The sequence below is a fragment of the Staphylococcus massiliensis genome (assembly GCF_043186315.1).
GTDB classification, from domain to species: Bacteria; Bacillota; Bacilli; order Staphylococcales; family Staphylococcaceae; genus Staphylococcus; species Staphylococcus massiliensis.
Genome location: NZ_CP171119.1, coordinates 49,431 through 64,091, shown reverse-complemented (window position 1 = coordinate 64,091; position 14,661 = coordinate 49,431). Strand labels below are relative to the sequence as shown.

The following is a 14,661-nucleotide window of genomic DNA, read 5'->3' as shown; positions in this document are numbered from 1 at the left end:
TGAAATAATGATGATTTACTATATCACATTATGTCGCGATAATAAACATGATTGAAATGATTGTTATTTAGGAAAAGGGGAATGAAATTAGCGAAATATTTGATTTTCGAGTTAAATTTTCTCCTTATAAAAGGGGATATTGAAATTAAAGTTCACATTTTCCACTTAATTTTGTTAAAAATAGTGGTTAACAACCCATGCCAAAGTGTGTATAATGATTTACATTGATAAGTGTTTTCTATAATAAAATAATTGGGTTAAGATTTAGAAATTGAACAGACATTTGGAACAGCTATAAATTAACTAATCTTGAAAAAGATCATTATTTAGAGGTGAAAAGGGATGGCGATTAAGCTAACTTCAATTGACCAGTTTGAGCAAATCATTACAGATAACAAATATGTATTCTTATTAAAACATAGTGAAACTTGCCCGATATCTGCAAATGCCCTCGATCAATTTAATAAGTTTTTATACGAACGAGATATAGATGGCTATTATATGATTGTTCAAGATGATCGCGAATTATCTGATTATATCGCGTCAAAAACTGGTGTGAAGCACGAGACGCCACAAGGCTTTTACTTTGTAGAAGGTGAAGTTATTTGGCATGATAGTCACGATAACGTTACCGTTGCGTCTCTAGCAAAAGCTGAAGAATAAATATTGAACTTAACGAGTTAGTAAGGTGAAGGTCGAATTACATACCCTTCATTTACTAACTCTTTTTTTGTCGAATAAGTTAACCTAGTGCGAATATCGTGACCATGAAACCTCAAACACGCTCCACACTATATCAACCGAATTTCATTTAGGCGTGGTACGTTGTATAATAAGATGAGTGATTGAAGTATAAAGTTAGATGAAATAATGAGGTGACATTATGAAAGTACTTGTAGCTATGGATGAATTCTATGGTAGTTTAACAAGTTATGAGGCGAATCGCTATGTTGAAGAAGCGGTCGCAAGCCAGATTAAAGAAGCTGATATTGTACAAGTCCCTTTATTCAATGGTAAGAACGAATTGCTTACATCCGTATTTTCATGGCAATCAGGGACGAAATATAAATTAGAGACACATGATGCAGATATGAATCACGTGCAAACTGAATACGGTATTACAAACGATGGCTATACCGTTATCGAAAGTCAACTGTTTCTAAAAGGGGAGAATCCTGTTACACATCGCTCAAGCTATGGATTAGGTGAAGTGATTCTACACGCTTTAGAGAACGGTGCGAAACATTTTATCATCTCAGTAGGCGGCATTGATAGCTATGATGGTGGTGCAGGTCTCTTACAAGCGCTTGGCGCAACATTTTATGATGATGATGGTCATGTGATTGATTTGTCAAAAGGCCCAAGATACCTTAATCTCGTCAGACGAATTGATACATCACATCTAAATGATAAATTAACTCAAGCAACCATTGAAATCGTATCTGATTTCGATAGTCATTATTATGGAAAACAAAGTGCGATAATGAAAACATATGAGCATAAAGGGATTTCGAAAGAGGATGCTATAGAAGTTGATAATAAAGTATGGTATCTCAATGAAATTCTTAAAAGTAGTCTAAATTTAACATTGAGCCCGATAGAACGTGGCGGTGCAGGCGGTGGTGTCGCTGCAGTACTGAGTGGTATTTATGGTGGTACGATTTCTACAAGTCATGCAATCTTAGATAAAATAACACATCTCGATCAATTAATTGAACAAGCTGACCTAGTCATCTTTGGTGAAGGCATTGATGAAGATAGTCAGATTCTTGAAACGACATCACTAAAGATTGCGGAATTATGCCAGAAGCATCACAAGACGAATGTTGCGATATGCGGTACGTCTAATAAGTTTGACGCGTTTACAGAACGCGATGTGACAGGTATGTTTAATGTCTTCATGGACGCACCTACAACGTTCACAAATTATCAATTAGGCATCCAACTTAGACAATATTCGATTCAATCATTGAAATTATTACAAGCGTCAATTTCATAATGAAAAGACCTTATATCGCAATCAGGCGATATAAGGTCTTTTTTTAAAAGGGAACATTTATTCAAAGTTGTACTGGGTTGCGGCTTCTGCGATGCCTACAATAACCATTGTAGCTTCTTTCATGACGTCTATTGAAGCGTATTCATAAGGTCCATGGAAATTACCGCAACCTGTGAAAATGTTTGGTGTTGGTAAGCCCATGTAAGATAACTGAGAACCATCTGTTCCGCCTCTGATAGGATCTGTATTTGGTGTAATTCCTCTTTGTTCAAATACACGTTTCGGAATATCGATAATATGAGGGTATGGTTTAATCTTTTCAGCCATATTATAGTATTGATCTTCCATATTGATTTCTAAAACTTTACGGCCATATTTTAAATTTAAATCTTCAACGATATCATTAAGTAATTTCTTCTTATCTTCAAATTTGAGTTTGTCGTGGTCACGGATAATGTAAGATAACTGTGCTTTTTCTACATTACCTTGAAGCGACATGAGGTGATAAAAGCCTTCATAACCATCTGTAAATTCTGGTGATGCATCTTTAGGCACTTTCGCATGAAACTGATGGGCTACTTCAAGTGCGTTGATCATCGTGTCTTTTGCTGAACCAGGATGGACGTTGAGGCCATGACTCGTTACTTGAGCACTAGCCGCATTAAAGCTTTCAAATTGCAGTTCACCAAGTAAGCTACCATCCATCGTATTCGCGAAGTCAGCATTAAAGGCGTCTACATCAAAATGGTGCGGCCCTTTACCGATTTCTTCATCAGGTGTAAACCCGATACGAATGCGACCATGCTTAATTTCAGGATGTTGGATTAAGTATTGAATGGCTTCCATAATCTCAACGATACCCGCTTTATCATCAGCACCGAGTAACGTCGTACCATCTGTCGTAACTAACGTGTGACCGATTAATGATTTTAATTCAGGAAATTGATCTACAGTCAGTTGAAGATCACTATTGCCAAGCGTGATCGGGTTACCATCAAATTGTTCAACAACTTGCGGTTTAACGTCAGAAGCTTTGAAATCTGGAGATGTGTCGACGTGTGCTAAGAAGCCAATCGTTGGAACCGCTTTGTCTGTATTACTTTCTAACGTAGCAAATAAATAACCTTTATCATCAAGCGTTGTTTCTAATCCCATATCTTTAAGTTCTTGTTGAAGTAAATGTAAGAGATCCCATTGGGCTTTTGATGAAGGGGTCGTATTTGAATCTGGATTAGACTGTGTATTGATTTCAGTGTAGCGAATGAGTCTATCAGTAATTTGTGCTTTCATGTCAATGTCTCCTTATACACGGTCGTTCATATGATAACTTTCACGGTGCGCTTTACCTTTAACTTTGCCGAAAAGCAATTTAGAGCGCGTATAAATGTAGTAAATGATTTCTGAACAAAGGATACCGAAAGCGATGGCTCCGGATGTTAACGTAACCTCTAAGAACGTATTGACCGCGTCTGTGTATTCGTTTGAAACTAAATGTCTCGTTGCTTCATATGCGGCACCACCTGGTACTAAAGGAATGATACCTGGCACGATGAAGATGATAACGGGACGTTTATATTGTCTACTCATAACGTGACTTGTTAATCCTAAGATAACACTACCTAAGAATGCTGCAAGTACTTTGTTTGCAGTAAGGTCATCTGTAATCACGTAAATCACCCAACTTAAAGCACCTACGAAACCACAAGCGATTAATAAGCGACGCGGCGCATTAAAGATGATCGAGAATAATATTGTAGCGAGGAAACTCACTAGAAAGTGTATGGCATACTTAAATAATATGAGCAAAGGTATACCTCCTTATAAAACAGATTAGAATAGTAATAATACAATCGCAACGCCTGCACCAATCGCAAATGCAGTTAAAGCCGCTTCAACACCACGTGACATACCAGCTAATAACTCACCAGCCATTAAGTCACGGATAGCATTCGTAATCAAGATACCAGGGACTAAGGGCATAACTGCTGCGATGGTTATAATATTTTGATTCTCGACGAGTCCAAGTTTCGAACATAGTGCAGCGATACTGATGACGATGGTTGCACTTATGAACTCTGAGAAGAATTTAATTTGAATATATCGTTGTACAATATCAAATGTTAAGAAGGCACCAGCTCCGGCTATAATGGCAATAATAAAATCGGTAATGGTACTACCACCGAACATGAATAAAAAGAAGCCACATGCAATTGCTGCTGCAAAGAATTTGGTTAAAAATGAATATTGTAATGAGGCATGATGTAAGTGAATGAGTTCTGATTTGGCTTCATCGATTGTGATTTCGTCGTTCGCAATTTTACGTGAGATGTTGTTCGTTAGCGCGATTTTCTCAAGATCTGTAGTACGTTCACGCACTCGAACTAACCGCGTGTTCGTTCTGTCGTTTAGTGAAAAGATAATTGCAGTCGACGTCACAAAGCTATATGTATCAGATAAGCCGTAGTTACTTGCAATCCTGCCCATTGTATCTTCAACACGGTAGGTCTCAGCACCACTTTCAAGTAAGACACGACCTGCAATTAAGACAAGATCGATGACTTTATCTTCGTCAATGATAGTTAGACCGTCTGCCATTTAATAAACCCCCTTATTTATTTTTATAGAACACTTGAAGTTTACAAAAAGGGCGTGCAACTTGCAATAGATTTTAAAATATTTTCAAGTAAATGTAATTATTTTCTAGGAAGGGTGAAACGGGGGGGGAGGTGGGATTGATTGGTTTGAATTCTCTTTATTGAAAATGAAAGCTAGGACACGTTTCGTGGTGCCCTAGCTTTTCATATAATTGTATTAAATTTTAACAATCGGATTAAACATTACTTTGTTACGGCCTTCGTTTTTAGCTACATGTAACATGTCATCGGCATCTTTAAATACCTTACGTTGTGATTTATAGTTGTCTTTTGTTAAATGTCCTACGCCAATTGAAACAGATAATTTAATAACTTCTTTAGACGGTAGGTGGAAGCTTGACTTTTCCACAGCGCGGCGAATGCTTTCAGCGAGCTTAACACTTTCATCTAATGAAATGTTTTGAACAACGACTGAAAATTCTTCGCCACCGTTTCTAAATATTTTAAATTGTTTTGGTACGTAATTGATTAATAGTTGAGACATTTGTTTAAGAACTGCGTCACCAGCATAATGCGTGTACGCGTCATTTACGTCTTTGAAACCATCTATATCTATAAGCAGCAAGCCTAGCGATTCGTCTTTCTCAGCGGCTACTTGCGTACACTTGTTTAGATGTCTATCAAAAGATTTTACGTTTCCTAAACCAGTTAGGTAATCCACAGAGTCCTCATTTTCATAACGTTGAATCAACGAGAAGAAACGCCAAATATCAACAAATATAATTGAAGAAATAATCGTTAATACAAATGAAAGCGGGATTAAGTATAAGAGTTCGATCCAGTCATATTGCGAGTTGAATAAAATCAATCCAGCGAAAATGACAATACTTAAACCATTTAGAATTTGTAATGAAGCGATATGGCCTTGTTTTAAAAATGGACCAATAATACTTGATATCAATGCAATGATTAAAATGGTAATGCCATGCGCAATCGTATTATCAAATATCAACGTGTCGGCTAAAACGATGATGATTGCTGATAACATCGTATAGAAAAAGTTCGTATAGCGACCTAAAAATAGTAAAGGAACGAATGTAAGATGGATGACATATGGTGGTATGTCGATCGGGTATGACGCTAGTAATAATGCGACAACTGTAAGTAATAAAGTAGTATAGCTTTTAGAGAAGCGGATATGACTACTTTCTGAGTATTCTAGTCGATGAAATAAGTAAATGCCTGCTACGGTAACTGAAATATTATAAATGATAGCTTGAATCATATTACTTCGACTCCTTTTCTAAGCACTTAGTTATTGTAAGTGAAATCTTACAATTTGTCATCCTATCGCGAGAAATTATTTTTTTATTTTAGGTTAGAATTTTAAAACATGTAATGAAATGGTATGATATCTATATGAAAATGTGTGTTAAATGCATTTAATATATATTCTATAGATAGGCTTAAATTTTGAGAACGAGTGTAGGTGAACTGATGCTAACTTTAAAACTAATCGTCCTCTCAATGATCGTCAGTTTAATATTGACACCAATCATTATAATCTTTTCAAAAAAGATGAATATTTTAGATAGACCGAATATTCGAAAGGTACATACTGAGCCAATCTCAATGCTAGGCGGTACTGTTATATTACTCGCCTTTTTAATTGGTATTTGGTTCGCACATCCTGTAGAAGAAGAAATAAAACCTCTGGTTATTGGTAGTGTTTTAATATACTTATTAGGTTTAATCGATGATTTATTTGATTTGAAACCAATTATAAAATTGATTGGTCAAATACTCGTTGCTTTAGTGGTCGTGTACTATGGCATCACGATCGATTTTATTTCATTACCGATAGGCCCAACAATTCATTTTGGATATTTTAGTATTCCGTTTACAATTTTTTGGATTGTCGCAATTTCAAATGCAATCAATCTCATAGATGGTTTAGATGGTTTAGCAGCAGGCGTATCAGCGATTGCACTTATCACGATAGGTTTTATCGCGATTCTACAAGTCAACATATTTATCATGATGATATGCAGTGTTTTATTAGGTTCATTACTAGGATTTTTATGCTTTAATTTCCACCCAGCTAAAATATTTTTAGGTGATAGTGGTGCATTGTTGATTGGTTATATTATCGGATTTGTGTCATTGTTAGGTTTTAAAAACATAACGTTAATTTCATTATTCTTCCCAGTAGTTATTCTTGCTGTGCCTTTTATCGACACATTGTTTGCTATGGTACGTCGTGTTAAGAAAGGTCAAAGTATTATGCAAGCGGATAAATCGCATTTACATCATAGGTTACTTGATTTGGGTTACTCACATCGCCAAACGGTTATCTTAATCTATTCAATCGCGATTTTATTTAGTATTGCAAGTATTATCTTGTATTTATCTCAACCTTGGGGTGTCTTAATGATGTTCATCCTCATCATTATTACAATAGAGCTCATTGTTGAATTTACTGGGTTAATTGACGATAATTATAAGCCTTTATTAAAATTAATTTCAAAGAAAACTCAAAAATAAACACTTCCTAAAAGTTAGTAAATCATGGCTTTTAAGAAGTGTTTTAATTTATGCCTAAGAAATTCGGTTGGTAAGAACTTAAATTTTACATAGCTTTCTTGGTTATTGGACAGTTTAATTAAAAAGACGTCACTAATATACTATCACGCTTGAAATTCCTTTGGTCTCTGCGTACTGCTAATTCTTCAAATCAACCATTTTTTTAGATATGTAATAATTCCTAACAGCTGACTCCTAGGGGAGTAGCGTGAGTCTGGAGACTACAGGCTCCAGCCACGTCCCAGGAAAGCATGCTGTTAAAGGAAATTAAATTACAAGCTACATAAAAATCAACCGAATTTAATTTATGTCTATTTTTCTAAATCGAACGGTAAGCGCGTAACGTCACCTTCATGTAGTTCATAGTTGCTTTGAGTGTGTCGATTTAAGAAGTCAATAAAGTCATCGCGTTCAGTCTCAATGACATCAATATCGTAACTTACCTTATCCGTGTAAGTCGTGTCTTTTAACATGAAAGTCGTAGATTGAATTTCATGTTCTAACTTACCAGTTAAATCATAGCTAACAGTTACAGTCATAGGTATCGCGTTTTTAAGCACAACGAGGCCAATATCATTCACTGCATTACGTACTGCGCCACTATAAGCACGAATTAAGCCGCCACCGCCGAGTTTAATACCGCCAAAGTATCTTGTCACGACCGCTACAGTATTATGAATATCATTCTTCTTTAAAACTTCAAGCATTGGAACGCCTGCAGTCCCGCTTGGTTCGCCGTCGTCATTAGCCTTTTGAATATTCATCGTATCACCAATTGTGTAGCACGAGCAGTTGTGCGTGGCCTCATGGTGCTTTTTCTTAATGGATTGAATAAAAGCCTTGGCGTCATCCTCAGTTTGAACGGGTTTGATATAACAGATAAAACGCGATTTATTGATGACTGTCTCAAACTGATGTTCAGATTTGATTGTGATCACATCATCTTTCATAATGTTCATCCTTTGTCTTCGTATTAACTATATTATACACATCAAAATAACAGATTTAAATATTCAAAACGATTATCATTATATATAATATAAGGTATGATATATTTATATGAGCTAGGAGGATGAGATATGAAAGTCGCTGTACTGACAGATTCTACAAGTTATATCCCACAAGATTTAATTGAAAAGTATCATATACCGATTGCACATTTATATGTGACGTTAAACGATAATGAAAGCTATAAAGAATTCGTCGAAATTTCTAAAGTACAGTGTTACGACAAGCTTAAAGATATTAAAACTGCACCTAGAACGAGTCAGCCTGCTATTGGAACACTTGTCGATATGTATGAAAAACTTAAAGACGAAGGTTATACAGACGTTATTTCGATTCATCTATCAAGTGGCATTAGCGGTACCGTTCAAACAGCTATGCAAGTAAACGACATGATCGAAGGTATCAACATTCATGTATTTGATACTAAGATTGCTGCGTTTGCTGAAGGCGTGTTTGTTTTAAAAGCCATCGAGCTCATCGAACAAGGCTTAGAACTGGATGCTATTTTAAAAGAACTTGAAAGCATGCGTGAAGAAACTGGCGCTTACATTGTGGTAGATGACCTTAAATACCTTCAAAAGAGTGGCCGAATTTCAAATGCTCAAGCTTGGATTGGAACACTTTTAAAAATGAAGCCACTACTTTGCTTTGAGGATGGTAAAATCGTACCTAATGAAAAGGTACGTACGAAAAAGCGTGCACTTAAAATGATGGTGCGTAAAGCGGCTGAAGAGATTAAAGATGCCGAAGATAAAACGCTATTGGTAATCGGTGGCGATAAGGTCGATGAAAGTAACGAAGTTTATGAATCTATGAAAAAAGAGTTTCCAGATTATGATGTACTCTTCTCAGAATTCGGGCCAGTAGTTGCTTCTCACTTAGGGCCAGGCGGCATCGGTGTTGGATACATAGGTCGTAAAATTAAGATGTAAATAATGATGAAGATTTGGAGATGACGTGCTCATTTTCAAATCTTTTTTGTTTGTAAGAGTAATTGATTAAGCCAATCCGTATATATGTATGAAGGGATATAGAGGTGAGGCGTATTAAATATTACGGCAGACTAGTGAAGGATCACCATATTTTAACAAATGAAGTAATTGAACAAACGGTCAGAGGCGTTCGTTTAAGCGACGGTCATTATAGATGTGCACAATGTCATTCAACACAGTCACATCATTTTTATACATATCAACCTTATCTTAACGAAGAAAGCGTTACTTATTGCCGAAATTGTATTCAACTTGGCAAGATGGAATCTGATCAAGACGTGTTTTATATAAAGTCGGAGCAGGCCGCGACAGATGGCGCATACCATCTACCATTTAATTTATCAGAACAACAAAGTTATGCGAGTGCTCAAATCGTAAAGGCCATCGCATCTATGGAGAGTCTCTTATTATATGCCGTTACGGGTGCAGGCAAGACTGAGATGATATTTGAAGGTATTAAGTATGCACGACAACTAGGGTTGAATGTAGCAGTCGTCTCACCTCGTGTAGACGTTGTGATTGAGGTAGCGTTACGAATTAAAGAAGCTTTTAAAAATGAGCAAATTGACGTGCTTTATCAAGGTCACAAACAAGTGTTTAATGGGCACTTTGTCATATCAACCATCCATCAGTTATTTCGTTTCAAGTCACACTTTGACGTCATTTTTGTCGATGAAGTGGATGCGTTCCCTTTATCTATGGATAAGTCGCTTCAACAAAGTCTCATTTACGCTTCAAAGGCCACACATTCGCACCTCTTAATGACAGCGACACCACCTAAAAAATTATTGCGTTCATTTAAAAATAATCAAATTATCACCTTGCCAGCAAGGTTCCATCGTAAACGATTACCGGTACCTCAATATCAATATTTCAAGCTCAATACGTCTAAGTGTCAATCTAAACTATTACACATTTTAAAGGAACAAGTACGTAAGAATCGCTATACGCTCGTATTCTTTAATCATATTCGTCGTATGGAAGATACTTATGTACATTATAAACCGCACATCAAAGGGTTAATTACTGTCTTTAGTGAAGATGCACTCAGACATGACAAAGTAGAAGCCTTAAGACGGGGTGAACACTCAGTGGTATTTACAACAACAATATTAGAACGCGGGTTTACGATGGCTAGCTTAGACGTCATCGTAGTTGATAGCCATTTGTTTCAAGCTAATGCGCTCGTTCAAATTGCGGGACGCGTAGGGCGTAAGAAAGAAATGCCTACTGGCTTAGTGCTTTTCCTACATGAGGGGATCAGTTTAAGTATGTTGAAAGCTTCACGCATGATTAAGTCGATGAATCGCTTAGGTATCGAAAGAGGTTGGATAGATGCGTAGATGTTTAATTTGCTTTGAAGTGATACACGCACCTTTAACAATTAATAATTTCTATAAAAAACCTGACGTCATATGTGAAAAGTGTTTAACTCAAATTAAACAGTTTGAGTCGGTGAAGCGGTGCGCGCGATGTTTGAAGAAACTTGGTCCTAATGAAGCTGTGTGCTTAGATTGTAAGTGGCTAGAACAACGGTTTCGATTGGTCGATCAAGTCGTGACAGTTGCTGATTATCAAGGGCTTATGAAAAGTACTATCGTTCAGTATAAATTTCACCTTGATATTGCTTTAAGTCACGTGTTTGCGGAGATTATGCCTCAATTAGGGCGCTATGATTATCTTGTACCGATTCCGTCACCGCATGAAAAGAAATTAATGAGACGTTTTGATCATATTGGTGAAATACTTAAAGCGAAGCAGATACCATTTCATCCCATTTTAGAGGCTAAAGTCAGAGCGAAACAATCCAATTTAACTAAAAGAGAGCGTGCGAAAAGTGACAACCCATTCCTTTTGGTTGATAGGGGTTATGACCTTGAAAATAAAGAGATTTTACTCATAGATGATATTTATACAACAGGGCTAACCGTGCACCATGCAGCGGAATTATTATTTTTTAGAAAAGTTAGAAAAATCAGAGTGTTAACGTTTGCACGGTCTTAGAAAAGTGGTAAAATATAAGTAAGGAATAGAATAAAAAAATAAAAAATAGAGGTTGAAAGGAGTAGATCACTATGATTAAATTTGAAATTCATGGCGACAACCTCACTATTACAGATGCCATCAGAAATTATATCGAGGAGAAAGTTGGCAAGTTAGAACGTTACTTTACAAACGTGCCAAACGTGACAGCGCACGTGAAAGTTAAAACGTATCAAAACTCTAGTACTAAAATTGAAGTAACAATTCCGTTAAAAAATGTAACGCTTCGTGCAGAAGAACGACACGATGATTTATATGCGGGTATTGATTTAATTAATAATAAGCTTGAAAGACAAGTTCGTAAATATAAAACTAAAGTAAACCGCAAGCATCGTGCTAAAGGTAACAAAGAAGATTTATTCACACCTGTTGTTGAGAATACAACTGAAGAAGAACAACAAAATGAACCAGATATCGAGATAATTAAATCTAAAGAATTTGCATTAAAACCGATGGATTCTGAAGAAGCAGTTCTTCAAATGAATTTGTTAGGTCATGATTTCTTTGTATTTAATGACAGAGATACTGAAGGAACAAGTATTGTTTATAAACGTAAAGATGGAAAGTATGGTTTAATTCAAACTAAATCATAACACTTAAATTATAATTTATGAGACTGAAGCAATCGACTTTGTTTCAGTCTCATTTTGTATCTAAAGGGCTTTTCAAGGTGGGGAAAATTAACACTAAATTCACGTTAAGGTGATATATTAGAATTAATGAACAATATGACTTACACTAATATAGTGTGAAGAAATCATCTCATTTATATCAATTAAATCGAACGAAACGCATCGTAAATAAAATATATGATATGATGATTTGTTGTAAGCCAAACAGTTTTTATGCTAAAAAGGAGCGAACAGAATGGGTTTTTTATCGAAAATTGTTGACGGCAATAATAGAGAAATAAAACGCCTCGGTAAACTAGCTGATAAAGTACTCGACTTAGAACCAGAAATCGAGCGCTTGTCAGATGACGATATTAGAAATAAAACAAGAGAATTCCAAGACAAAATTCAAGCGATTGAAAGTGTTTCAAAACAAGATAAAGAATTAGATCGAATCTTACCGGAAGCATTTGCGTTAGTACGTGAAGGTGCTAAACGTGTATTTAATATGTCACCATATCGCGTACAAGTTATGGGTGGTATTGCCATTCATAAAGGTGATATTGCTGAGATGAGAACGGGTGAAGGTAAAACGTTAACAGCTACTATGCCTGTATACTTAAACGCATTAGCTGGACGTGGTGTTCACGTTATCACGGTCAATGAATACTTATCTAGTGTTCAAAGTGAAGAGATGGCTGAACTTTATAACTTCTTAGGCTTAACAGTTGGGCTTAACCTTAATAGTTTAAACACAACTGAAAAAAGAGAAGCTTATAATCAAGACATCACGTATAGTACGAACAACGAGTTAGGTTTCGATTACTTACGTGACAACATGGTGAATTATAAAGAAGACCGTGTTATGAGACCGCTTCACTTTGCCATCATTGATGAGGTTGACTCTATCTTAATCGACGAAGCGCGTACACCATTAATTATTTCAGGTGAAGCTGAAAAATCGACAACACTTTATACGCAAGCGAACGTATTCGTTAAAATGCTTAAAAAAGACGATGACTATCACTATGATGAAAAGACGAAATCTGTTCAGTTAACTGAACAAGGTATCGATAAAGCAGAAAACATGTTTAAAATCGATAACTTATACGACGTGAAACATGTTGATATCATTCACCATATCAGTCTTGCTTTACGTGCACATTACACAATGCAACGTGACGTTGACTATATGATTCATCAAGGTGAAGTTTTAATCGTAGACCAATTCACTGGTCGTACAATGCCAGGTCGACGCTTTTCAGAAGGGTTACACCAAGCAATTGAAGCTAAAGAAGGCGTTCAAATTCAAAATGAATCTAAAACGATGGCTTCGATTACATTCCAAAACTACTTCAGAATGTACAATAAACTAGCTGGTATGACAGGTACTGCGAAGACGGAAGAAGAAGAGTTCCGTAATATTTATAATATGACGGTTACACAAATTCCAACGAACCGTCCTGTTCAACGTATCGATAACTCAGATAAAATTTATGTGAGTCAAAAAGGTAAGTTTGATGCAGTTGTTGAAGAAGTTATTGAAAAGTATCGTAAAGGTCAGCCCGTACTTCTAGGTACTGTAGCGGTTGAAACAAGTGAATACATTTCAAACCTTTTAAAACGACGTGGCGTTAGACATAATGTCTTAAACGCTAAGAACCACGAACATGAAGCGGAAATTATCATGAATGCGGGTCAAAAAGGTGCCGTTACAATCGCGACAAACATGGCCGGTCGTGGAACCGACATTAAACTTGGTGAAGGCGTAGAAGATTTAGGCGGTCTTGCTGTAATCGGTACTGAGCGTCACGAATCACGTCGTATCGATGATCAGCTACGTGGTCGTTCTGGTCGTCAAGGTGATAAAGGTGACAGTCGTTTCTACTTATCTTTACAAGATGAGTTAATGGTTCGCTTCGGATCAGATCGTATGCAAACGATGATGAACCGTCTTGGTATGGACGATTCAACACCAATCGAATCTAAAATGGTATCTCGTGCAGTAGAATCTGCTCAAAAACGTGTTGAAGGTAACAACTTTGACGCACGTAAACGTATTCTTGAATACGACGAAGTTTTACGTAAGCAACGTGAAATTATTTATGCAGAACGTAACCGTATTATAGATGAGCCTTCAAGCTCTGATTTAGTTGACACTATGATGCGTTCAACGCTTGATAGAGCCATCCGTTATTACATTAACGATGACGACGATAGCCAAGATTACGAACCATTTATCAACTACGTGAATGACATCTTCCTAAGTGAAGGTGATTTAACAGTTGATGAGATCAAAGGTCGTGACAGCGAAGATATCTTTGATATTGTGTGGGCTAAAGTTGAAAAGGCCTATCAGCACCAAAAAGAAAATGTTGACGAACGTATGGAAGAATTCGAACGTATGATTTTACTACGTTCTATTGATGCAAGATGGACAGATCACATTGATACAATGGATCAATTACGTCAAGGTATCCATTTACGTTCTTATGGTCAACAAAATCCGCTTCGTGACTATCAAAACGAAGGTCACAACTTATTTGATAGCATGATGCAAGGTATTGAAGAAGACGTAACGAAATATATCTTAAAATCAGTAGTCACTGTAGAAGATGATGTAAAACGTGAGAAAAATGAAGACCTAGGCGAAGGTAAACATTTATCAAGCGAAGATGGTAAAGAGAAAGTAAAATCTAAGCCATTTGTTAAAGATGAAGATGTTGGCCGTAATGAACCATGTCCTTGTGGTAGTGGTAAGAAATATAAGAACTGTCATGGTCAATAATGCGTTAAAAGGGCAGTATGCAAATGTTAACTTGACATTTGCG

General features: G+C 36.4%; 13 protein-coding genes. 8 read left to right on the top strand and 5 right to left on the bottom strand.

What is annotated here, in order from left to right; all coding sequences use genetic code 11:
* The first annotated feature begins 342 nt into the window (after window positions 1–342).
* A complete protein-coding gene (gene ytxJ, locus ACF3N8_RS00255; protein ID WP_392450013.1) occupies window positions 343–663 on the top strand; it encodes a bacillithiol system redox-active protein YtxJ in 321 nt (106 codons plus the stop codon).
* 220 nt (window positions 664–883) lie between these two features.
* Window positions 884–1,999: a glycerate kinase gene (locus ACF3N8_RS00250; RefSeq protein ID WP_009383085.1), complete on the top strand. Its 1,116-nt coding sequence runs from the start codon at window positions 884–886 to the stop codon at window positions 1,997–1,999.
* A gap of 57 nt (window positions 2,000–2,056) precedes the next feature.
* Here ACF3N8_RS00250 and pepT read toward each other — a convergent pair whose 3' ends face one another.
* The 4 genes from pepT to ACF3N8_RS00230 all read right to left on the bottom strand — a co-directional run bounded on the left by pepT (window position 2,057) and on the right by ACF3N8_RS00230 (window position 5,878).
* Window positions 2,057–3,289, bottom strand: a complete 1,233-nt coding sequence (gene pepT, locus ACF3N8_RS00245; protein WP_392450011.1) for a peptidase T — start codon at window positions 3,287–3,289, stop codon at window positions 2,057–2,059.
* A gap of 12 nt (window positions 3,290–3,301) precedes the next feature.
* Window positions 3,302–3,805, bottom strand: coding sequence for a threonine/serine exporter family protein (locus ACF3N8_RS00240; RefSeq protein ID WP_009383083.1), 504 nt, complete (start codon window positions 3,803–3,805; stop codon window positions 3,302–3,304).
* A gap of 24 nt (window positions 3,806–3,829) precedes the next feature.
* The gene (locus tag ACF3N8_RS00235) at window positions 3,830–4,594 is read right to left on the bottom strand and encodes a threonine/serine exporter family protein (RefSeq protein ID WP_238093838.1); all 765 of its coding nucleotides are present in this window, start codon (window positions 4,592–4,594) and stop codon (window positions 3,830–3,832) included.
* A 216-nt stretch (window positions 4,595–4,810) separates the two neighbouring features.
* Window positions 4,811–5,878: a GGDEF domain-containing protein gene (locus tag ACF3N8_RS00230; RefSeq protein ID WP_009383080.1), complete on the bottom strand. Its 1,068-nt coding sequence runs from the start codon at window positions 5,876–5,878 to the stop codon at window positions 4,811–4,813.
* A 212-nt stretch (window positions 5,879–6,090) separates the two neighbouring features.
* Here ACF3N8_RS00230 and ACF3N8_RS00225 point away from each other — a divergent pair, with 212 nt between their 5' ends.
* Window positions 6,091–7,137 (top strand): glycosyltransferase family 4 protein, encoded by a 1,047-nt coding sequence (locus ACF3N8_RS00225; protein ID WP_009383079.1) that lies wholly within the window; start codon window positions 6,091–6,093, stop codon window positions 7,135–7,137.
* A gap of 350 nt (window positions 7,138–7,487) precedes the next feature.
* On the opposite strand, the gene ACF3N8_RS00220 is transcribed toward ACF3N8_RS00225, so the two are convergent.
* Window positions 7,488–8,126, bottom strand: a complete 639-nt coding sequence (locus tag ACF3N8_RS00220; RefSeq protein WP_009383078.1) for a YigZ family protein — start codon at window positions 8,124–8,126, stop codon at window positions 7,488–7,490.
* A 129-nt stretch (window positions 8,127–8,255) separates the two neighbouring features.
* On the opposite strand from ACF3N8_RS00220, the gene fakB1 reads away from it, so the two are divergent.
* From fakB1 to secA, 5 genes are all read left to right on the top strand, one after another.
* Complete coding sequence (gene fakB1 / locus ACF3N8_RS00215) at window positions 8,256–9,116, top strand: fatty acid kinase binding subunit FakB1 (RefSeq protein WP_392450008.1); 861 nt, start codon at window positions 8,256–8,258, stop codon at window positions 9,114–9,116.
* A gap of 104 nt (window positions 9,117–9,220) precedes the next feature.
* Window positions 9,221–10,519 carry a DEAD/DEAH box helicase family protein gene (locus ACF3N8_RS00210; RefSeq protein ID WP_009383076.1) on the top strand — a complete coding sequence of 433 codons (1,299 nt, stop codon included), beginning with the start codon at window positions 9,221–9,223 and terminating at the stop codon, window positions 10,517–10,519.
* Window positions 10,512–11,180, top strand: a complete 669-nt coding sequence (locus ACF3N8_RS00205; RefSeq protein WP_009383075.1) for a ComF family protein — start codon at window positions 10,512–10,514, stop codon at window positions 11,178–11,180. The genes ACF3N8_RS00210 and ACF3N8_RS00205 overlap by 8 nt, the downstream gene beginning before the upstream one ends.
* Window positions 11,181–11,251: 71 nt before the next feature.
* Window positions 11,252–11,812, top strand: coding sequence for a ribosome hibernation-promoting factor, HPF/YfiA family (gene hpf / locus ACF3N8_RS00200; protein ID WP_009383074.1), 561 nt, complete (start codon window positions 11,252–11,254; stop codon window positions 11,810–11,812).
* A gap of 274 nt (window positions 11,813–12,086) precedes the next feature.
* Window positions 12,087–14,618, top strand: coding sequence for a preprotein translocase subunit SecA (gene secA / locus ACF3N8_RS00195; RefSeq protein WP_009383073.1), 2,532 nt, complete (start codon window positions 12,087–12,089; stop codon window positions 14,616–14,618).
* The last annotated feature ends 43 nt before the right edge of the window (window positions 14,619–14,661 follow it).

Coding starts and splice junctions, on each gene's coding strand:
- ytxJ (WP_392450013.1), top strand. CDS start 343: ATGGCGATTAAGCTAACTTCAATTGACCAGTTTGAGCAAATCATTACA.
- ACF3N8_RS00250 (WP_009383085.1), top strand. CDS start 884: ATGAAAGTACTTGTAGCTATGGATGAATTCTATGGTAGTTTAACAAGT.
- pepT (WP_392450011.1), bottom strand. CDS start 3,289: ATGAAAGCACAAATTACTGATAGACTCATTCGCTACACTGAAATCAAT.
- ACF3N8_RS00235 (WP_238093838.1), bottom strand. CDS start 4,594: ATGGCAGACGGTCTAACTATCATTGACGAAGATAAAGTCATCGATCTT.
- ACF3N8_RS00230 (WP_009383080.1), bottom strand. CDS start 5,878: ATGATTCAAGCTATCATTTATAATATTTCAGTTACCGTAGCAGGCATT.
- ACF3N8_RS00225 (WP_009383079.1), top strand. CDS start 6,091: ATGCTAACTTTAAAACTAATCGTCCTCTCAATGATCGTCAGTTTAATA.
- ACF3N8_RS00220 (WP_009383078.1), bottom strand. CDS start 8,126: ATGAAAGATGATGTGATCACAATCAAATCTGAACATCAGTTTGAGACA.
- fakB1 (WP_392450008.1), top strand. CDS start 8,256: ATGAAAGTCGCTGTACTGACAGATTCTACAAGTTATATCCCACAAGAT.
- ACF3N8_RS00205 (WP_009383075.1), top strand. CDS start 10,512: ATGCGTAGATGTTTAATTTGCTTTGAAGTGATACACGCACCTTTAACA.
- hpf (WP_009383074.1), top strand. CDS start 11,252: ATGATTAAATTTGAAATTCATGGCGACAACCTCACTATTACAGATGCC.
- secA (WP_009383073.1), top strand. CDS start 12,087: ATGGGTTTTTTATCGAAAATTGTTGACGGCAATAATAGAGAAATAAAA.